Raw genomic sequence first — 20,935 nt, 5'->3', positions numbered from 1 at the left:
CGACTTCGTCGACGGAAACGCGCAGGATCTCCTGAATTTGGTGAGTCTCAGGGCAGCCTCAACGCCACGAGCGACCCGGGGAGCCCGTTCCCGGCCACCGGAAGCACGATGTACTGCGCCCCGTCGTGCAGGAAGGTCATGGGTGCGGTGCTCACGGGCGCCGGAATCTCGACCGCCCCGACCCGAGCCCCCGTAACCTTGTCCACGGCGTACCAGACCGGGCGTCCCCCCCGCCCCTCGGCGTACATGAGGAGGCTACCGGTGACGAGCGCCGTGGCGTTTCCCTGGAAACCGGTGTTCGGGACCTCGACTCCCTCGAGGAGGGGGTGATTCACGATCTCTTCCGGCGTGTCGCCGTTCGGGATCCACCAGAGGTGTTCTCCAGTGTTCATGTCGATCGCGGTGATCCGGCCGTAGGGCGGCTTGAAAATCGGGAGCCCATCGATCGCCGTGAAGCCTCCGCCCGTCCCCGCCGCGAAGTCCACCACGGTGAGGCCTCTGCCATCCGGTCCGCCGTCGTCCCGGCTCGAACCCGGTGCGAGGCCCCCCCCGGAGCAGGCCTTCCGCGACTGCACGTAGAGAATTCCCGTTTCCGGGTCGAGAACCGGACCCCCGGGGATGTTCGTTCCGCCCGTCGCGCTCGGACACTGCGCCGTGGCCCGCCATCCCCCGGGGTTTCCCTCATGCACGCGCGGGGTGAAGATCGGCCCGAGGAGGATGTCGCCCACCTGCTCCACGGCCCGGGCGCGGAGCTCCGGCGTGAAGTCCAAAAGATCGTCCACCGAGAGGCCCTGGAGCTCGTAGGGAGCCGGGCGCGTGGGGAAGGGCTGCGTCGGCGAATACCACTCTCCCGGGACATTCCCCTGCGGGACCGGTCGCTCGACGATCGGCCAGATCGGTTCCCCCGTCTCTCGGTTGAAGGCGTAAACGAAGGCCTGCTTCGAGGCCTGAACCACCGCGGGGACCCGGACTCCATCCACGGTGAGGTCCACGAGGATGGGGGCCACGGGGAGATCCCAGTCCCAGATGTCATGGTGGACCATCTGGAAGTGCCACCGCCGCTCCCCCGTGCGGACGTCCACCGCGACCAGGCTGCTCCCGAAAAGGTTCTTCCCCGGGCGGAACCCGCCGAAGTAGTCGTTCGTGGGCGCGTCCGTGGGGAGGTAAACGAGCCCGAGCTCGGGATCCGCCGACAGCGGCGCCCAGGCGTTCACGTTGCCGCTCCACCGCCAGGCGTCGTTTTCCCAGGTGTCGTTTCCGAACTCGCCCGCGCGCGGAATGGTGTGGAATGTCCAGAGGTGGGCGCCTGTGCGTGCGTCGAACGCCTGGACGTCCCCGGGGACATTCTCGATCCGGGTTTGCCCGCCCCCGCCCGCGTGGGCGGAGTTCCCGACGATGACCACTCCGTTCACCACGATCGGCGGGGAGGAAGTGGTGATTGCGCCGAGGCGCGGGTCGATCCCCCGTTCGGGATCGTAGTCATGACCGAGGGTGGCGAGCATGTCCACCGTTCCGGTTTCCGGAAATCCCTCGATCGGGACGGATCCCCCGAACCCCTCCAGCGGCAATCCCGTCTTCGCGTCGAGGGCATGGAGGAAAAAGCCGGGGGTCACCAGGTAGATGGCCCCGCGTCCGTCCACCTCCGCGTATGCGACCCCGCGCCCGTAGTTCTGTCGGGGAGACTCTTCCCACCGGGTCGTATTCGGCTCCCGGAAGGTCCAGAGAGTCTCTCCGGTCGCTGGGTCGATCGCCGCGACCGTCCTGCGCTCCCCGGCGACCGTATAGAGAATCCCGTCCACATAGATCGGGGTGGAGCGCATCACGAAGTCGGGCGAAGGCCCGAAGTTGTTCCCCCTCCACACCCAGGCTACTTCGAGAGAGGAGAAGTTCTCCGAGTCGATCTGGTCCAGTGGAGAATACCGGGTGCTTCCGGCGTCCCCGCCCCAGTACCGCCACTCGCCGGGTGGATTCGTGCCGTCCTGCGCCGCGGCGGGAGCGGCACCGCCGGAGATTCCCAGAAGGAAAAAACCGAAGAGGGAGGGAAGGGGGTTAGGAGCGCGCATCCGGAGCCTCGGGTTGAGGGCGTGGGCGATCGAGGAGTGCGGGATCCAAGGAAGGGTACGCGGCGGCGGGAAGAGTCGTCAATGAACGGAGCCGGATAGACGGACGCCGGATAGGCGGCCGGACCCCGGCTGGGGCTTCAATGGCCTTGTCCGGTTCCCGCATGGGTCCCTATCGTCTGCGAAGGATGGGGCCTGGTCCTGACCTTTGGCTCACTCCGTCATGACCTCCGCGTCACCCGCGTTCACAACCTCTCCAGAGGTCGTCATGACGAGTCGAAACGCTCGCCCCGAGGAGGGCTCGGGATGAACTGGGATATCGTTCTGGTGCTCGCGATTCTCGTCGGTGCGGTCGCCCTGTTCATCTCCGAGAAGCTCGCCATCGACTTCGTGGCGATGCTCGTTCTCTGGACCCTCCTCGCTCTCGGGCTGGTCACTCCCGAGGAGGGGATCTCGGGGTTCAGCAACCCGGCTACGGTCACCGTAGCGGCGATGTTCGTGCTCAGCGCCGGCTTGCAGAAGACCGGGGCGGCCGCCTCTCTCGGGCGTGTGTTGGTGCGTTACGGGCGCAACCACTTCCTTGCCCTGGTCGTGGTGATGGGATCCGTCGGCGTCATGTCGGCTTTCATCAACAACACCGCTGCGGTGGCCGTATTCATTCCTCTGGTGATGATCGTCGCGAACCGCCGCAAGATCGCCGCTTCCAAGCTACTGATCCCGCTCTCGTACGCCTCGCAGTTCGGCGGCGTGTGTACCCTGATCGGCACATCGACCAACCTGCTCGTCAGCGCGATCTCCGACCAGGCCGGCTTCGGCGCGTTCAGCATGTTCGAGTTCAGCCGGTTGGGTGTGATTCTGTTCGTCGCCGGCTTCTTCTATTTCCTCATCTTCGGTCGCTGGCTGCTTCCCGAGCGCGAGGCGGAGGAGCTCAGCGCAGCCTTCGAGCTCGGCGAGTACATCACCGAGCTGCGTGTCGGCGAGGGGTCGCCGCTCGTCGGCAAGACGGTGCAGGCGAGCCGCCTCGGCGAGGACCATGACGTCACCGTGCTGCGGCTGATACACGGCGAGGAAAAGACCTGGGCGCCCTTGCGGCAGCCGCTGTCGGAGGGTGACGTGCTGCTGGTTCGCGGCAGCATCAAAGAGCTGATGGGGCTGCGCTCCTCCAACCTGGAGCTGAACGTGGCGTTCAAGCTCCACGACGATACGCTTCAGGCCGGGGATCTGCGGCTCGTGCAGGCGCTCATCGCGCCGGGGTCGAAGCTGGTGGGCCGCACGCTCAAGGATCTCGACTTCCGCAGCCGTTACAAGGCCCTGGTGCTGGCGATCCAGCGCCGGGGGGAGTCGGTTCGCGACAAGCTCAACTCGGTCTCGCTGGGACTGGGCGATGCCCTTCTGATCCAGGCGCTGGATGCGCAGGTCGAGCGCCTCCGGAGCGATAAGAACTTCATCGTTCTCGATGAGGTGGAAGACCCGGGCATGCGACGGAAGAAAGTTCCCCACGTGCTGGCCATCATCTTCATCGTCGTCGGCATGGCAGCGCTCGACCTCATGCCCATCCTGGTCACGGCCATTCTCGGCTGTCTGGCACTCGTGCTCACCCGCTGCATCGACCTGGAAGAGGCCTACGAGGCCATCGACTGGAAGGTGATCTTCTTGCTCGCGGGCATCCTGCCGCTCGGCATCGCGATGCAAAAAAGCGGTGCCGCGGCGTTGATCGCCGAAAGTGCCGTGGGTTTCGTCGGCCCCCTTGGACCGATCGCCGTTTTGGCGGTCCTCTACCTGTTGACGGCGATCCTCACCGAGACGATGAGCAACAACGCGGCGGCCGTCCTGCTGGCGCCGATCGCGATCTCGACTGCGCAGCAGACCGGCGTGGATCCGCGGCCGCTGCTGATGGCCATCACCTTCGCCGCGTCCACGGGGTTCTCGACGCCCGTCGGCTACCAGACCAACACGATGATCTTTAATCCCGGCGGCTACCGCTACACCGACTTTCTGCGCACCGGCGTGCCGCTGAACATCATCTTCTGGATCCTTTCCGTCATCTTCATCCCGCGCTTCTGGAGCTTCTGAGGCAGGGCGCGTGCGAACAAGGTGAGCCATCACACGAGGGGCCTGGCCCCGTCAGCATGCGCGCCGTGCCGGTCCGAGCGTCAGTTTCCGCTGTCGCCGGTTTCGCCCGGCAGTGGGAACCAGCGCAGGTGTTCGAAGTCGGCCGTCAGCCCGGTGCCTGAAGGGCCGGCCGGATCCGGCCGCGCATCGGCAAGGATACGGCGCGCATCGGCGAGGTGTTCGGCCAGCGCGGACTCGGGGAGGTGACGTCGCTTGCGCTCGTACATCATGCCGCCGGGCTCGAAGCGGATGTCGCGCAGGCTCATCGGCGGCTCGGCCGTTCCGCCACGGTGTTTCCAGAGACCCGTGTACGGATCGAAGCCGTACTGATCGAGCAGGCGCCAGCCATCCTTCGCAACGATGTGCACGGCTTCTAGGATGTAATCGAAGACCGGCGCCGAGATGAAGTAGTTGAAGTTGACGCGGATCCAGCCCGGCTTGATGCCCTCACAGCCACGGGCGATCTCGCGCTCGAATTCGTGCGACCGATCCAGATCGACGCCGAGCAGCCGGTGGCCGTAAGGGCCTGCGCACGAGCAACCGCCGCGCGACTGAATGCCGAATAGATCGTTCAGCAGCGCGACCACGTAATTGTGGTGCAGGTACCGGTCCCCGTAGCGCACGACGAATGACACGATCGAAAGCCGTTCAGCTTCGCAGTTGCCGAGAATCTCGATGTTCGGGTTCTGCTTCCATGACGCCATCGCACTGCGGATGAACGACTCTTCGTGCTCGCGGATCGTGTCCTCGCCTACCGCGGCCTTCACCCGAAAGACGAGACCGGCCCGGATGGATTCGACGATCGCCGGCGTGCCGCCCTCCTCGCGGTGCTCCGGATCCGTCAGGTAGCGGTGCCCTTCCGGATTGACATAGGAGACCGTGCCGCCGCCAGGTACGCACGGCACCGTGTTGCGGAACAGCTCACGCCGGGCAATGAGCAGGCCGGGCGTGCCCGGCCCGCCGATCAGCTTGTGGGGCGAGATGAACACGGCATCCTTGTAATCGAGCGGGTCATCGCCGTCCACTCCACCGGGCCCCATCTCGATGCGCACGTAGGGCGCGGCCGCCGCGAAGTCCCAGAACGAAAGTGCGCCGTACCGGTGCAGTAGGATCGAGATCGCGCGGGTGTCCGACACGATGCCGGTCACGTTCGAGGCGGCGGAGAAGCTTCCGATGCGCAGGGGCCGGTCCGAGTACCGCTTCAGCTCTTCCTCGAGATGGCCGAGGTCGATGCCGCCGCTCAGGTCTTCATGGATGGTCACGACCTCCGCGATGGACTCGCGCCACGGCAGCTCGTTCGAATGGTGCTCGTACGGCCCGATAAAAATGACCGGCCGTTCCTCGCGCGGGATCCGATCGCTCAGCCCGTACTTCACGTCGAGGTCGTGCGGGATGCGAAGGTTCAGGATCCCGATCAAGCGGTCGATTGCGCCGGTCGAACCGGAACCGCAAAAGATCACCGCGTGCAGGTCCCTCGTGCCGCCGGCCGATTCACGGATAAGCTGCCTGGATTCCTCCCTGAACCGCGTGGTCTGAAGCCCGGTCCCCGAACTCTCCGTGTGCGTATTCGCATACAGCGGCAGCACCGCATCGCGGATGTAGTCCTCGATGAAAGAGAGAGACTGGCCGGACGCGGTGTAGTCGGCGTAAGTGACGCGCCTCGGTCCGAACGGACCGGCCACCGCCTCGCCTTCGCCGATGATTGACGAGCGGATCAGGGTTATCAGCGAGGGGGAGCCGGGCATTTGGGTAGAATAGCCGCGTGGGCGTGGCTCTGCAGCGATCCGGCCGAATCCCGCCGTTAGGTCGTTCAGGATGACGAGGTCGACTTCAGCGACCCCGAGCGCGGCCACTGGCTCGGAGGCCATGAGCACCCACGCCTCCCCTCGTTCGGACGAACCGGGGCAGAACGCGGCCTTCGACCCTACGCCGCCGCGGCGGGCTGGGGCTCGGCCTCCTCCATGATCCGCACGATCCGCTCGGACACGTCCTCCAGGTGGAGGCGCGTCACCTCATCCCGCGCCTCCATCCGGGCCGCCGCGACCGCATCGAGGAGGCGGACCAGCTGGCCGCGCACGAGCGGAGCGATGTCCGTCGTGAGCGCCTCCTCGTTCTCCAAAAGGGCCTCCAGGCGGTCGAGATAGGCGCGCTGGAGGTTCCGCCGGAAGGAGTCGATCGACCCACCGGTTCCGAGCTCGCGCCAGATCACTTCCCGAAGCGTCGTCATCATCTCGAGCGGCGCATACGCCTCGGCCCCGTGCAGCGCCTCCTGCTCGATCATCCTCTTCACTCGCGGGACGTTCAGGACCCCATTCAACGCGGAAACCTGGAAGCCGCGGATTCTGTCCTGGATCCCGGTCGCCTCGATTCGGTAGAGGATGTCCGGATCGATCATCCAGGTCGGCGTCTGGAATACCTGGCGGTCGAGGTAATCGATGGCGGCGCGCTGGCGTTCCGCGGGGACGCGATTGTAGGGCGTCCCGTCCTGCCCCTGCGCGCGGCGGGTCCAGTCCACGCCCCCGAGCGAGAGAATTACGTGCCCTGTGAAGCGGTTCCACTGGCCCAGCACCTGCCCGTACAGCTCGTCCAGCTGGGCGTAGCTCTGCCCGTCCTCGAAGGTCCACTCGCGAAGGTTTGCGGTGATTCGCATCAGATTCGCGACCCCGTAGTCGGAAGCGCGGACCGGGTCGTCTCCGAGCGCTTCCTGGGTGGAGCCGGGATCCATCTGGCTCGGGTCACCGAAGCGGTAGACCGGGTCGTCCCCCTTCTCGACGATCCAGTCGTTCAGGGTGGCCTGCTGCGCTTCGAGATCGGCGGCATTCGGAACGACGCGGTATCCCCACTCGATCGCCCACCGGTCGTAGGGTCCGATCACAGGGATGAAGCAAGTGTCGTCCCCGGGTTGTGCCACATAGTTGAAGCGAGCGTAATCCATGATCGAGGTCGAAGTCCCGTTCTCGCACACCGACTTCGTGCGGAGCGATTCCACGGGGATCGCGGAGTGCCCCTTCATGTTGTGGGGAAGCCCGAGTGTATGCCCGACCTCGTGCGCGGCCACGTAGCGGATGAGCCGACCCATCACCTCGTCGTCGAACTCGAGCGCACGGGCCTCTGGATTCGCGGCCGCCGTCTGCACGAAGTACCAGTTGCGGACGAGGTTCATCACGTTGTGGTGCCACTGGATGTGCGTGCCGATGATCTCACCACTACGTGGATCATAGTAGCTCGGCCCGCTGGCGTTCTGCACCGCGGAGGCGAGATACCGAATCATGGAGACGCGCGCGTCCGCGGGATCGAACTCCGGGTCCTCTTGGGGAGAGGGGGGGTCAGCCGCGAGGATGGCGTTGCGGAATCCCGCGGCCTCGAAGGCCTCCTGCCAGTCCTCGATCCCCTGCTTCAGGTAGGGTCGCCACTTCTCCGGAGTCGCCGGATCGATGTAGATGACGATGGGTTGGACCGGCTCCACGAGCTGGCCGCGCGCGTAGGCCGCCGGGTCCGAGGGCTCCAGGCGCCAACGGCGGATGAAGCGCCGCTCGAGGAGCCTCTGGGCCTCGGCGCCGAAGTCGTTCTGGGCGACCGAGAAGAATCCCACCCGTTCGTCCCAGGGGCGGGGGGTCATCGGGACGACGGGGAGGAGGACGAAGGCGTGTCCCAGCTCCATCGAGAGCACCCCGCCGACCGCGTTTGAAGGGGGGCGCCCCGCCGTGTAGGTCACGGTTCGCCGGACCTCCACGTTCTCCGGGAAACTCCGCATGGACTCGATGAAGGTGCGGTCGGCGTTGAGGTTTCGAACTTGGTACTGATCGCGCCGGGTCTGTTGGATTCCGATGACCTGGGCATCAGACCGGAAAAAGGCCGAGACGTCCACGACGACCGCAGAAGAATCCTCCGGGAAGGCGCGGATCGGAAAGGCCTGGAGAATCGGTTCGAAGTTCGAGTTGCGGACCGCTTCGTAAATCGGGAGCGAATCGGGGGCCATGTTGTCGTGCCCGACCAGCCGCAGGAGGATCTGGTCTTCACGGCGTTCGAAGCGAACCACGGCCGACGACTCCTGTTGTCCGCCGAAACCGGCCCCCGTCGGTGTCCGCGTGATCCGCGTCTGGAGGAGGAACTCGCGACCGAGGAGGTTCATGGGAACTTCGAAGAGGTAGTTTTGGCCCACCCGGTGGATGGAGAACAATCCCTCGTCCGTCACCGCGCTGTCCGGAACGACCTCCGCGTATGGGCGAATCCCGGTGCGGGGGCGCGGCGTCGCCGGAGTTTCTTCGTCGTCATCCGCGTCCGGCGCATCGGGGACTGTGTCGGTCGGGGGTGCGTCCGGCGGCTGCTGGGGGATCGCCGGGCTCCTTCCCGCCGCGAGGGCCGGAAAGAACAGAATGAAAAAGGCGAGGGAGACGAGGGTGCGCACGCGGCGATCTCCTTTGCGGAAAGAACGAGGCGAGAGCGTCCGGAGACGGTCCAAACCGCCATCTGTGAATTCGTGCAAGTCTCGGATTCTCACGAATCCGCAATCCGCACGGTATCTTCGCGCGCCCCTTCCGGAAAGGGTCTTGCGAGGGTCCCGTTGCGAGGGCAGGCCGCGTGCTGAAGATTGAGGGTGCGCCCGGGCCCTCGATCTCCCATGCCCGCAGGCGCGGGAATTCCCCAATTTGGAGGTTTCGATGGTGCGGTCGCGCCGCGTGTCCCCGGGTATCCGCTTTTTTCCGGTCATGGCCATCGGCCTCTTCGCCGCCGGGTGTGGAGGGAATGGAGGAGATGCGACGCTCGCCGACGGGATGATCGCCGTGGCGGACGTGGGACTCCTCTCCCCCCGGGCGGTCATCCACGATCCGGTCGCGGACGTTTACCTCGTCACCAACGTGAACGGCCCGATCATGGCCGAAGACCAGAATGGCTTCGTCTCCCGGATCGCACCGGACGGGACGGTGCAGAACCTCACCTGGATTGCCCCGTTCGGGGCCGCAAGCGCTCTCCACTCGCCCACTGGCATCGCGATTCGCGGCGACTCACTGTACGTCGCGGATCTCGGGTGCATCGGGGTCTTCAATCGGGAGAGCGGGGAGGCGGTCGAACGGACCTGCATGGACGGAGTCTCTTCCATCAGCGGGCTCGACGTGGGTCCCGAGGGTTCCCTTTTCCTGACCGATAGCGGCTTCGAAACCGGCACCGGCGGGATGGTGTCCTCCGGTACTGCGGCCGTGTACCGCCTCGTCATCGGGGACGATCGCCGCGGCTCGACACTTGCACAGGGCTCGGACCTCGGGCATCCGATGGGGCTCGCCGTCGGCTCGCGCGGAATTTTCGTCGTGACCTCGGATCCGGGCCAGGTCCTGCGTCTCACCGCCGACGGCCAGCGCACCACGGTCCTCTCGGCTCCCAATTCGGATTTCGAGGGGGTCGTTTTCGTGGGTGATGGGGGATTCGCTTATTCTTCGTCGAGCGATTCCACCGTGTACCATGTGGATGGCCAGGGTGCGGTTCACCCCGTGCTCACCGGGGTGTCTTCCCCGGGGGACCTCGGCTACGACGCGATGCGGAATCGCCTCCTCGTTCCACTCACGAACGAGAACCGGATCGTCTTCGTGGATCTCTAGCGGGTCAGGGAAATTGCGGAATGGGCCGCCCGACTCTGGCCGGATTCCTAGGACTACACGACTCGAGGCCCCCATGACACCGCTCACGCGCCGATGGACCGGGTGCGCCTCCCTCCTCGCGCTCGCGGCTTTCGGCGGATGCTCCACCGCGGAGCAAAGCGAGGAGCTCGGGATCATCGCCATCGAGGGCGGGACCGTCTTCACCTCGCCCGGTGTGGTCCCCGTCGAGGATGGCGTGGTCCTCGTGATCAACGGGGTCATCGAGGCCGTCGGACCGCGGGGGACCGTCTCGATCCCGTCCGCTGCCGTGCGCCTCGACGCGGTGGGACTGTCCGTCCTTCCGGGATTCTGGAACGCGCGTGTTCAGGCCGACCAGGAGCTCCTCTCGGCGGCGGCGAGCGGATCGGACGAGGAGCTCCAGCTCCTCCTCCAGGATCGTTTCACTCGCTTCGGCTTTTCGTCCGTCGTGGATGCGGTGACGCCGCGCGACTCTCTCGCCCTCCTCATCGAGCGAATCGAATCCGGCGCCGTCGCAGGTCCCCGGATCCTGGCGATCGGAGGGACGACGATCGAAGGCGTGCACTGGGCTACCCCCGCGGAGCTGCTCGACCCGGAGCCGGGGCTCGCCACTTTCGCGCAGAGTGGCATCGCGGTCATCTTCTCCCTGGCGGCCACCCAGCGGGAAGCGACCGCCCGTGCCTCCGGCGGCCCGGTCGCGGAAGAAGATCCCCTCGGATTGGCGCTCACCCGCCTCCGCGGCTTCCTGGATGCGGGGGGGCGTATCGTGTTCGGAACCGGGGCGGGCTTCGCCGGACAATATGACCCCCTGACCGATCACCTTCTCCTCGAAGAGGCGGGGATTCCGTTTCCGTTCCGGCTCGCGGCGCTGACGACCGAGGCGGCGGGCCGCTTCGGATACCTTTACCTCGGAGCGATCGAGCCAGGGATGGTTGCCGACCTCGTCCTTCTCGAAGGAGACCCGGAATTGGACGCCACGGCCTTCACGCAGGTTCGAGTGGTTCTCAGGGAAGGCCGGCCCCTCTTCGTCCGGTGACGCCGAGCCCCGGTCACGCGACCCGCTCCGAGCGTCCCGCGAACCGGGGAAGTGCCGCGGGGCCCACTCTTCGGCGCCGGGCCTTCGAGCTCCTCGACGTCCCCGATCCGTCCGACCGCGCGAGCCGGGCGGTGGACATCTTCATCCTCTCCCTGATCGGGCTGAACATACTCGCCCTGATCCTCGAGACGGTCCCCTCCGTCGCGGCGGCAGGAGGCTCCGCCTTCCGCTGGTTCGAGATCATTTCCGTGGGTGTGTTCACGATCGAGTACCTCCTCCGGCTCTGGTCCTCGGTCGAGGCGCCGGGGTACGGGGCGCCGGTCGGGGGCAGGCTCCGCTACGCCTCCCGCGCGATGATGGTCGTGGACCTCCTCGCCGTCCTCCCGGCGTATTTGCCCTTTCTGGGGCTGGACTTCCGGTTCGTCCGGGCGCTCCGGCTCATGCGTGTTTTCCGCATCCTGAAAGTCGCTCGGTATTCGAACGCCCTTCAGCTCCTCGGCCGAGTTTTCATGAATCGCCGGGCCGATCTGACGCTCACTGGCGTGGCGATCGGAATCGTCCTCATCATCGCCTCGAGCGCCCTCTACTTCGTCGAGCGCCAAGCCCAGCCGGGTTCCTTCGAGAGCATCCCCGAGGCGATGTGGTGGGCGATGGTCACGCTGACCACGGTCGGGTATGGGGACGTCTATCCGGTGACCGGGCTCGGCCGCCTCCTCGGGGCGATCGTCGCTCTCGTGGGCGTCTGCGTGATCGCAATTCCCACGGGGATCATCGGAGCCGGCTTCGTGGAGGAGCTTCGCCACCCTGGAGAAAGCGGTGTCTGTCCGACCTGTGGCCGGTCCAATCCGTCGGCGGGGCCTGCCGGTGCGACGGCGATGAGTCCGCCGGCGGAACGCGAGGGCGCGTGACGGGAAGGGGCGCGACGGCGCGTAAGCGGGGATGACGATGCCGGAGCCGTCCGCCGTGAAGGTGGCGAGGACACACGCCTGGGTCGCGGGGCTCGTCGTCCTGGCCATCCTCGGGGCCACGGCGATCCTGATCTGGCGCAGCACGACCGTGCGAGGAGAGCTCCGGGTGGTGTCCGGACTCATGATGCAGGGGGACCCCGAACCCCTGAGGCTCTGGCTGTTGGAGTTTGGCGCCTGGGCACCCATCCTTTCGGTCCTCCTCTACATCCTGTCCGCGCTGATTCCCGTCCTCCCCGGCTTTGTCCTCGCGATCGCCAACGCCATGCTCTTCGGCGCGCTTTGGGGGGGGCTCCTGAGCTTCGCCTCCGCGAGCACCGCGGCCGCCGTCTGCTTCGCCCTGGCACGTTCGCTGGGGCGCCCAGGTGTGATACGGATCATCTCGAAAGAGAGCCTCGAACGGATGGACTCCTTCATGGAGCGGCGAGGGCTCCTGGCGGTCTTTCTCGGGCGGCTGATTCCCTTCATCAACCCGGACGTCCTGAGCTACGCGGCCGGGGTCACTGGCATCCGGTGGGTCCCCTTCCTGGCAGCGATGGCCGCCGGCGCGTTTCCGGCTACCGTCTTCTACTCGATCGTCGGGGCGCTCGCCCTCGACTCGACCGTGTGGGTCGTCGCCATGGTCACGGTTGCCACGATTGTCCCCCTCGCCATCCTCTGGGTCTTCCGCGAGCGGTTTCCGAGGTGAGCCGCTCCTTGTGGCGCGCCCGGTCGTCGCCGACGTTTACGCGCGCCCCGAAGCCGCCGGCCCCTGGAGCGGCGATTCCGCCCGAGAGACCTGTCCCGACCCCAACCTTGCGGCGTGAGCGGGAGGTACCATGGGAATCCGGCCGAGTGTGATTCTGATCCGCGAGTGGGAGCAGCAGATGTCGTCGAGCGGATGCTGCGGACGTCTCGAGGGGGATTTCCTGAGCCGCGGCGGGGAGCCGGTCTTCTCCCAGCGCCGCGAGGCCATGGAGTCCATGGGCTCTCTCTACCGGGCGGTCCGCGAACGCTTCGGCGACACGGTCGATCTCCAGGTCGTGGACCCGCGCTCCTGGCCGACCCTGCTCACCCTTCTCGTGAGGGACTATCGCCAGCAGGATGTCGGCTTCGGCGAGCTCCTCCACACGCTCTTCAGGCTCCCGGTGCGCGGGGTGGTCGTGAATGGGCGGCTCGTGGCGCGGAACGAGTGGCCCCCGGAGGAAGTCGTCTTCGAGGCGGTGGAAGAGGCTATTTCCGCGTGAATAACCTGATCGTCCTGAGCCTCCTGGCTCTGGCTCCGCTCATCACGATCGGAGTGCTCCTCGTCGGCTTCCGGTGGCCCGCGAAGTGGGCGATGCCGATCGGATACGCGATCGTCGTCGTGATCGCCCTCCTGGTCTGGGGGGTGGAACCGGTGGGGATCGCCGCGGCGTCGGTCGAGGGGCTCGTGATCGCGACCGGGCTCCTCTACATCATCTTCGGCGCCCTCCTCCTCCTCTCGACGCTCACGGCGAGCGGCGCCATCCGGACGATCCGGCGCGCCTTCACGCGGATCAGTCCGGATCGCCGGGTGCAGGCGATCATCGTGGGGTGGCTCTTCGGGAGCTTCATCGAGGGTGCGTCGGGCTTCGGGACGCCGGCGGCGGTGGCGGCACCCCTCATGCTCGCCCTCGGCTTTCCCGCGATGGCCGCGGTCATGGTGGGGCTCGTGATTCAGAGCACACCGGTGAGCTTCGGTGCCGTGGGAACGCCGATCCTGGTGGGCGTTTCCGGAGGGCTCACAGGAGCCCCCGCGGTGGAGGCGCGCATCGCGGAGCTCGGGCTGACCTTCCCCGAATACCTCGCCTTCATCGGGGCTCGGGTGGCGACCCTTCACACCGTCGCGGGAACACTCATCCCACTGTTCCTAGTCTGTATGTTGACCGGGTTCTTCGGGAAAAATCGCAGCTTCGGGGAAGGGCTCGGGGTCTGGAAGTTTGCGCTTTTTTCGGCCTTCGCGATGACCGTCCCCTACCTCCTCGTGGCGCTCACGTTAGGGCCTGAATTTCCCTCGCTCCTGGGCGGCCTCATCGGACTCGGCATCGTCGTCCTGGCGGCGCAGAGAGGGTTCCTCCTTCCCGAGCGCACCTGGGACTTCGCTCCCCGCGAGGAATGGGAAAAAGATTGGATGGGAAATGTGGATCCCGAGGAAGAACTCGCGGACGACGGACGGGGCATGGGAATCGGGCGTGCGTGGACGCCCTATCTCCTGGTGGCGTTTATCCTCGTCCTTACCCGGATCCCACAGCTTCCCCTCCAGCGGATCCTCTCCGGAATCACGATTTCCTGGCCGAACATTTTCGGGACGACGATCACCGGGTCCCTCCAACCGGTCTATCTCCCGGGGTTCATCTTCCTCCTCGTCGTCCTCTCGACGTACGCCGTCCACAAGATGTCGCTCTCCCAGATCGTGGAGTCGTGGAAGGTCGCCGGCGGGCAGATTCTCGGGGCGGGGGCGGCCCTCCTCTTTGCGCTCCCGCTGGTGCGCGTCTTCATCAATTCGGGGCCGGGCTTCAACGCGTCGGGGCTCGAGAGCATGCCGATCACGCTCGCACAGGGCGCGGCGGAGATCGCGGGGACGACCTGGCCCCTCTTCGGCCCCTGGATCGGCGCGCTCGGGGCCTTCATCGCTGGGAGCAACACGGTGAGCAATCTCACCTTCGCGCTCTTCCAATTCGCGACGGCGCAGAATATCGGGGCGATTCCCGAAGTCGTCGTCGCCGCGCAGGCGGTGGGAGGCGCCGCCGGAAACATGATCACCGTCCACAACGTGGTTGCGGCGGCCGCGACGGTAGGTCTCATGGGGAAGGAGGGAATCCTTCTGAGGAAGACGATCTTCCCGATGATCTACTACTGCCTCCTGACTGGAGCCCTCTCCTTCATCTGGAACAACGGGGTGGGGGCGAACGCGGGGACGGTCGTGCTCGGGCTCCTCGGCGCGGTCCTAATCGGGACCATCGCGCGGCTTCGAGGCGGGGGCGCGTCCGGGGGCGCGCGTCCCGGCCCGGCGAGATGATTGGCTGAAGTCCCGGTGCGGCCCCGGCGAGCCTCGCCGCGCCGCGCGACGGGAGTCCGCTTAACGCACTCGGTTTCCCGAGATCCAGACGGAGTGGATCTGCCGCGTGTTCAGAATATCGGCCCGCGGGTCCTCACCCAGCACCAGGAAGTCCGCCCAGGCACCGGGCGCGATCGTCCCCACTTCGCCCGCGAGCCCCATGCACCCCGCGCCGACGCCCGTGGCTGCGAGGAGAGCGGCTTCGGGCGAGATGCCGCCCTGGACCATCATTTCGAGCTCGACGTGCTCGAAGTATCCCTCCCAGCGTCCGGTCGGCGCGCCGCTGTCGGTTCCCATCGCGATCCCGACCCCTCCCTCGTGGAGAAGTCGCATGTTCTCCTGCGCGACTGGGAGCGCCTGCCGCCAGAAGGCCGCCGCGGCCCCCTCGCGCTGCTGCTGCATCAGTGTGGGTGTCAGGAAGGCGTCGAGGTCGGGGGGCGCCGCGCCCGCGAGAAAGAAGGGATCGGCGAAGAAGGCGGGGCGTTCTGCGTACGTGAAGGTGGACAGCTCGCGCGTAAAGGTCGGGACGAGGCAGACGTCCCGCTCCCGCAGGAGCGAAATGAGCTCTGCATCCACACGGCCGTCGCGGACGCTGTGCGCAACGAGCGATCCCCCCGCCCGGACGACGCCCTTGGCGTCTTCCAGCTCCCAGATATGGATCGCCACCGGAAGGCCCCGAGCCGTCGCTTCGGAGATCACCGCCCCGTAGACCTCCGGGGACATCTTCGCTCCCCCCTGGAGCCCCCCGTCCACACGGATCTTCACCCAATCCGCACCCATCTCAGCGACGCGCGCCACCTCGGTTCGTGCCTCCGCTGGAGACCCCGGAGAGAGGACGGGACCCGCGAGAAAAACACGGGCGCGATCCAGAGTGGGGCTCGCCTGCTCCTCCCGGAGCGGAAATCCCGCCGCCTCGTTCCCCCCGAGACTCACCACGGTGGTGACCCCGAAGTAGGCGTACTGGCGGAGCTGTTCGAGAATTGCCTCCCGATCGCCGCTCACGTGGCCGTGCGCGTTCACGAGGCCGGGAAGGAGCCAGAGTCCGGTGAGATCGAAGACCCATGCCTCCGCGGGAATCTCCACGTCGTCCCGTGGACCGACCGCCGCGATCACTCCGTCCCGCACCAGGACCGCCCCGTTGTCGATCACCGGACCGCCCGTCCCGTCGAAGATCCGGGCGCCCACGAAGGCCTGGACGCCGGTGTCGGCGGGCGAAGGGAGTGCGCTCGGATGGGCCGCCGGTGCCAGGCGAGGCGCGCCATCCACCGCCGCGACGGCGACCCCGGACGCAATGGCGACGGCAAGGAAGAGGACGTGGCGGGTGCGTGACTTCATGAGTCGTTCACTCAGCTCGACAGGAATTCCGAAAGCGCGGCAAAGGTCTCCTCCGGATTCGCCTCGGGGAACCAGTGCCCGCCGGGGATCGCCGCGCCGCGCACATCCGTTCCCCGCTCCCGCCAGATCGCGAGAACGTCGTAGAGCCGTGCCATCGCCCCGCTCGCTCCCCAAAGAGCGAAAAGGGGACAGTGGATCCGCCGGTCGAGGTCGGCTTCGTCGTGAACGAGGTCGATTCCGGCTCCGGCCCGATAGTCCTCGCACATCGCGTGCAACGAGGCCGGGTCGCTGAAGGCACGGAGGTATCCAGCATAGACCTCGTCCGGAATCGCCCCTCCTACCAGGCCGCCGAAGAGCGTGCTCCGGAGGACGAAGTCCGCGTTGCTTCCGTAGAGGGTCTCCGGCACGGGCGCTCGCTGGATCAGGAAAAACCAGTGGTAATACGAGGTCGCGAATTCCTTCGTGACGTTCCGATAGAGGTGGAGCGTGGGCACGATGTCCAACACCGCTACACGTTCCACCCGGTCCGGATAGTCGAGGGTGAGGCGGTGCGCCACCCGTCCGCCCCGGTCGTGACCGACGAGGGCGAAACGGTCGAACCCGAGCTTCTCCATCACCTCGACCTGATCGCGTGCCATCGCGCGCTTGGAATAGCCGAGGTGCTCCTCGCCGTCCGGCGGGACGCTGCTCGATCCATATCCGCGCAGATCCGTCGCGACCACGGTGAAGCGCTCCGCCAGCCGAGGGGCGATGTGGTGCCACTCGAGGTGCGATTGCGGATACCCGTGGAGGAGGAGGAGCGGGGGCCCACTTCCACCGACCACTCCGGCGATCGTCGCCTCGCTCGTCTCGATCCGGATCTCTTCGAACCCGGGGAAGAGGTCGAGGGTCGGCCGCCGCGGGAACGCGCCGGGCGGGATGGCTATTTGACCGGGCTTCGCGGAAGAAACCGAGGATGCGCTGGTGGAAAGAGCGCCGACCGCCACGGGGCTCACCGCGGAGCCGACGAGGAGGGCAAGTGAGGTTCCCAGAAAGTGGCGGCGGTCCGTCTCGCCGCCGGAGGCTGCGACTTCGTTGTCATCCGGAACCATGTCCTCTCCCGGTTTCGCCGGCGGGGAGGCCGGGCCTTTCGACGCACCCTTAGGGAAGACCTTCCCAAAGTATGGGGGCGGGCGCCGTGCGCGTCACTCTCCTCGTCAGGCCCGGAGCGTGCGGATTCCATTCAGGATGACGGCGAGGCTCGAACCCATGTCGGCCACCACCGCCATCCAGAGCGAAGCGTGCCCGAGTCCTCCGAGCGCGACGAAGGCGACCTTTACGGCCAGGGCGAAGGCGATGTTCGCCCGGATGATGCGGGAGGCTTTGCGTCCCAGCCGGAACGCTTCGGGAATGCGGGCGAGATCGTCCTCCATGAGGGCGACGTCGGCCGTATCGAGCGCGACCGCGGTCCCCTCGGCCCCCATCGCCATCCCAACGTCGGCTGCCGCGAGCGCCGGCGCGTCGTTCACGCCGTCGCCGACCATGAGGACGGCTCCATGCCGAGCCCTCAATTCGTTGATCCAGGCGACTTTTTCCTCGGGGAGGAGGTCCCCGCGCCACTCGTCGAATCCGGGCGCGGCGCGACTTTCGCCGCGGACCGCTACCTCAACGGCTTGCGCCCGGTCCCCGCTCATGAGAACGATGTGCCGAACTCCCTCGCTCCGGAGCGAAGCCAGGAGGGCGTCCACACCCGGCCGGGGATGGTCGAGGAGGACGAGCGCACCGCGTGCTCGGACTTCTTCGCCTTCGCCGTCGCTCCACCCGACGAGCACCACCGTCTCTCCTTGCTCCTCCATCTCTTCTACCCGTCGTTCGGCGGTTTCGTCCATCACGCCTTCCTCGCGGAAGAGGCGGGGACTCCCGAGGAGGACGAGTCGTCCATCGACCTTGGCGCGAGCCCCGCGGCCCGGAAGGGCGGTCATCTCCACTCCGCCCCGGATCGGAATCTCCGCTTCGCGTGCCACCTCCATGATGGCGCGCGCGATCGGGTGCTCACTCCGGCTCTCCGCTCCGGCCGCCATCCGGAGGAGCTCCTCCCGCGACGTCCCGTCCCACCCAAGCACCCGCGAGACGCGCGGGCTCCCCTCCGTCAGTGTTCCGGTCTTGTCGAGCGCGACGACTCGCGTCCTTCCCAGGACTTCCAGGTGGATCCCGCTCTTCACGAGGATTCCGCGCCGGGCGGCCCCCGTCAGGGCGCTCACCACCGTGACTGGGGTCGAGATCACGAGCGCGCAGGGGCAGGCGACCACGACGAGGACCAGCGCCCGGTAACCCCAGTCCGCCCAGGGACCCATCCCGAGGAGGGGAGGGACGACGGCGACACCGAGCGCTCCGGCCATGACGAGCGGCGTATAGAGGCGTGCGAAGCGGTCCACGAACGCCTCCGCCGCGCTCTTTCGAGACCGGGCGTCTTCGATGCTCTTCAGAATGCGACCGAAGGCGGATTCGGCCGCGGGGTGGTCGCACCGGATCTCGAGCGCCCCGCTCCCGTTCACGGATCCCCCGAAGACGTGGTCCTCCGGGAACTTCGAATGGGGGATGGACTCGCCGGTGATCGCCGAGGCATCCACTTCGGACGAGCCGCTTAAGACGGTGCCGTCCACCGGGATGCGCTCCCCGGGGCGGACGAGGATCACTTCACCGACGCGAACCGCCTCCACGGGGACCCGAACCTGGTGGTCGTGCCGGAGAACCGTCGCCTCGACGGGGGCGAGATCCATGAGGGAGCGGACTTCGGTGCGGGCCCGGCTGAGCGTGCGATGTTCTAGTTCCCTCGCCACGGCGAAGAGGAAGAGCACGGCCCCCGCCTCGACGTATTCTCCGATCCCCAAGGCGCCCAGCGCCGCGACCGCCATGAGAACGTGCATGTCAAGGAGCCCCCGCCGAGCGGCGGCCAGGGCGCCGGGGAGGATGCTCCACCCGGCCGCGCACACCGTCGCGCCGGCGAGGATCGCGACCATCGCCTCGGAGTCGCCGAGAAGCGTCGCGAGAATGGTGAGGATCCAGAGTGCGCCCCCGATCGCGACGTGTGCGGGAACGGTGCTCGCGAGGGCGCGAAGGCGGGAGCCCCCGGTTGCCGCCTCGACCGCCTCCCCTTCACCCACCGCCGAAGCCCGCGTGGGAGCGCCGTAACCCAGCCCATCGAGCTCCTTCCGGATCCGGACCGTGGTGACCCGCTGGGGATCGAACCCGACCCGCACCTGCTGGGCCACGATGTCCGCGTCCACCGCGACGACTCCGTCGAGGGTGCCGAGCACACGTGTGGCCGTGGAGGCGCAGCTGGGGCAGTCCATCCCCTCCGCGGGGAAAAGCCGCTCTTCGACGGCCACTGAGGTCTCGTGCCCCGCCGGGGTCGCCACGACTCCACCTGGAGGCTCGGGAACGGTCCTGGACTCGGAAACGGCCATGTTCCTTGGCAAGAGGGGCCGGGGTTCCAACGGCCTCGCCTGAGGGTAGATCGGCTCGAACGATCTGCTTACCCCGAACGCGTTCCGGGGCTCCGTCCCGGGGGAGGGGTGGCGGGTTGACAGCCACGGGGGGAGGCGAGTAGCCTCCGGCCTTCCCCGCCCGACTCCCCACGCGGCCGGATCACGGCGTCCCGAGGGGTTGGGCGCTTCTACTTTGGCCGCACGGGGTCCATGAGCGACGTCGAGCTCCGCGTGGAGCGTTTCCACGACCTCACCCTTCCCTCCGGGCTCGAGCTCGAGGTGGTGGATCAGGCGTATCGCCTCGACGGGCGCCCGGATCCGGACGGGGGGAACGTCGTCCTCGTCTTCCACTCGCTCACGGGCGGGCCCGAGCCCCGCGACTGGTGGCCGGACTTGGTTCGTCCCGGGGGGGTGCTCGATCCCGCCCGCTGGGCCCTCCTGACCCCGAATCTCCTCGGCTCCTGTTACGGAACCTGGGCCCAGGGCGCGGGGAGCGTCGAAGAGGCGCCGGCGCCTCCCGAAGAGGGCATTCCCGCTGGGCTGAAGGGGGGGCTGGGGCCCGTGTTCCGGCCTGCCGGCCTTCAGGGAATGGAAGTGAGCGTGCGCGACATGGTCGCGCTCACCGCCCTCCTTCTGGATCGGCTGAACCTCCCGGGAGTCCGCCTCGCGACGGGTGGATCACTCGGCGGAATGGCGGCCCTCGAGTGGGCCGCGAGTTTCCCGGACCGCGCCCGTGCCGCGGTGGTCTTCGCGGCGCCGGCCGCGCACACGGCCCAGGCGATCGGATTTTCGCGTATCCAGAAGGCGCTCCTTAGGCTCGGCGCCCCGGTGGAGGGGCTCGAGCTCGCCCGCGAGGCCGCCATGCTCACTTACCGGACCGCGAGCGAGTTCGAGCGCCGGTTCGGCCGGGAGCGACGCGAAGACGGGGTCTTCCAGATGGAGTCGTACCTGGCGCGCCAGGGAAGAAAGCTCGGGGAGCGCTTCGATCCGGAGAGTTATCGAATCCTGACGAACGCCATGGACGGGCACGACGTCGGGGCCGGGCGGGGCGGCGTCGCACCGGCGCTGGCGCGGTTCTCGGGTCGCCTCACGGGTGTCGGCATCCCCGGCGACCTCCTTTATGCGACCGAGGATGTCCGGCGATGGACGGACGCGGTGGACGCCCAATACCGCGAAATCCTCTCGGATCGCGGACACGACGCCTTCATCCTGGAAGAGGATCAGGCGGGGCAAATCCTGATGGAGGCCCTCGCCGACTGAGGTCGAGAGGTCATCCGGGGTCGGCCCTCG

14 protein-coding genes are annotated in these 20,935 nt (G+C 67.3%); 8 read left to right on the top strand and 6 right to left on the bottom strand.

The window, feature by feature from the left end; genetic code table 11:
* Nucleotides 1-47: 47 nt before the first annotated feature.
* Nucleotides 48-2,063: a PQQ-binding-like beta-propeller repeat protein gene (locus WEG36_01835; GenBank protein ID MEX1256334.1), complete on the bottom strand. Its 2,016-nt coding sequence runs from the start codon at nt 2,061-2,063 to the stop codon at nt 48-50.
* 303 nt (nt 2,064-2,366) lie between these two features.
* Here WEG36_01835 and WEG36_01830 point away from each other — a divergent pair, with 303 nt between their 5' ends.
* The gene (locus WEG36_01830) at nt 2,367-4,133 is read left to right on the top strand and encodes an SLC13 family permease (GenBank protein ID MEX1256333.1); all 1,767 of its coding nucleotides are present in this window, start codon (nt 2,367-2,369) and stop codon (nt 4,131-4,133) included.
* Nucleotides 4,134-4,213: 80 nt separating this feature from the next.
* Here the strand turns inward: WEG36_01830 and WEG36_01825 are convergent, their stop codons facing one another.
* Nucleotides 4,214-5,917, bottom strand: coding sequence for an aminotransferase class V-fold PLP-dependent enzyme (locus WEG36_01825; protein ID MEX1256332.1), 1,704 nt, complete (start codon nt 5,915-5,917; stop codon nt 4,214-4,216).
* 179 nt (nt 5,918-6,096) lie between these two features.
* Nucleotides 6,097-8,580 carry a zinc-dependent metalloprotease gene (locus WEG36_01820; protein ID MEX1256331.1) on the bottom strand — a complete coding sequence of 828 codons (2,484 nt, stop codon included), beginning with the start codon at nt 8,578-8,580 and terminating at the stop codon, nt 6,097-6,099.
* A 253-nt stretch (nt 8,581-8,833) separates the two neighbouring features.
* On the opposite strand from WEG36_01820, the gene WEG36_01815 reads away from it, so the two are divergent.
* The 6 genes from WEG36_01815 (at nt 8,834) to WEG36_01790 (ending at nt 14,804) form a co-directional block, all read left to right on the top strand.
* Nucleotides 8,834-9,766: a hypothetical protein gene (locus tag WEG36_01815; GenBank protein MEX1256330.1), complete on the top strand. Its 933-nt coding sequence runs from the start codon at nt 8,834-8,836 to the stop codon at nt 9,764-9,766.
* Between the two features lie 73 nt (nt 9,767-9,839).
* Nucleotides 9,840-10,820, top strand: coding sequence for a hypothetical protein (locus WEG36_01810; GenBank protein MEX1256329.1), 981 nt, complete (start codon nt 9,840-9,842; stop codon nt 10,818-10,820).
* On the top strand, nt 10,817-11,728 hold the full coding sequence (locus tag WEG36_01805) for an ion transporter (protein ID MEX1256328.1): 912 nt from the start codon (nt 10,817-10,819) through the stop codon (nt 11,726-11,728). The genes WEG36_01810 and WEG36_01805 overlap by 4 nt, the downstream gene beginning before the upstream one ends.
* 37 nt (nt 11,729-11,765) lie before the next feature.
* The gene (locus tag WEG36_01800) at nt 11,766-12,473 is read left to right on the top strand and encodes a TVP38/TMEM64 family protein (GenBank protein MEX1256327.1); all 708 of its coding nucleotides are present in this window, start codon (nt 11,766-11,768) and stop codon (nt 12,471-12,473) included.
* 130 nt (nt 12,474-12,603) lie between these two features.
* Nucleotides 12,604-13,011 carry a hypothetical protein gene (locus WEG36_01795; GenBank protein MEX1256326.1) on the top strand — a complete coding sequence of 136 codons (408 nt, stop codon included), beginning with the start codon at nt 12,604-12,606 and terminating at the stop codon, nt 13,009-13,011.
* Nucleotides 13,008-14,804, top strand: a complete 1,797-nt coding sequence (locus WEG36_01790; GenBank protein MEX1256325.1) for an L-lactate permease — start codon at nt 13,008-13,010, stop codon at nt 14,802-14,804. The genes WEG36_01795 and WEG36_01790 overlap by 4 nt, the downstream gene beginning before the upstream one ends.
* A gap of 60 nt (nt 14,805-14,864) precedes the next feature.
* Here WEG36_01790 and WEG36_01785 read toward each other — a convergent pair whose 3' ends face one another.
* From WEG36_01785 to WEG36_01775, 3 genes are all read right to left on the bottom strand, one after another.
* On the bottom strand, nt 14,865-16,178 hold the full coding sequence (locus tag WEG36_01785) for an amidohydrolase family protein (GenBank protein ID MEX1256324.1): 1,314 nt from the start codon (nt 16,176-16,178) through the stop codon (nt 14,865-14,867).
* An 11-nt stretch (nt 16,179-16,189) separates the two neighbouring features.
* The gene (locus WEG36_01780; protein MEX1256323.1) at nt 16,190-17,269 is read right to left on the bottom strand and encodes an alpha/beta hydrolase; all 1,080 of its coding nucleotides are present in this window, start codon (nt 17,267-17,269) and stop codon (nt 16,190-16,192) included.
* 105 nt (nt 17,270-17,374) lie between these two features.
* A complete protein-coding gene (locus tag WEG36_01775) occupies nt 17,375-19,624 on the bottom strand; it encodes a cation-translocating P-type ATPase (GenBank protein MEX1256322.1) in 2,250 nt (749 codons plus the stop codon).
* A gap of 231 nt (nt 19,625-19,855) precedes the next feature.
* Here WEG36_01775 and WEG36_01770 point away from each other — a divergent pair, with 231 nt between their 5' ends.
* Nucleotides 19,856-20,905 (top strand): alpha/beta fold hydrolase, encoded by a 1,050-nt coding sequence (locus WEG36_01770; protein ID MEX1256321.1) that lies wholly within the window; start codon nt 19,856-19,858, stop codon nt 20,903-20,905.
* Nucleotides 20,906-20,935 lie beyond the last annotated feature (30 nt).

The organism is Gemmatimonadota bacterium, assembly GCA_040882465.1.
Classification (GTDB): domain Bacteria; phylum Gemmatimonadota; class Gemmatimonadetes; order Longimicrobiales; family Gaopeijiaceae; genus JBBEBG01.
This window is presented reverse-complemented; position numbering and strand designations above follow the sequence as displayed.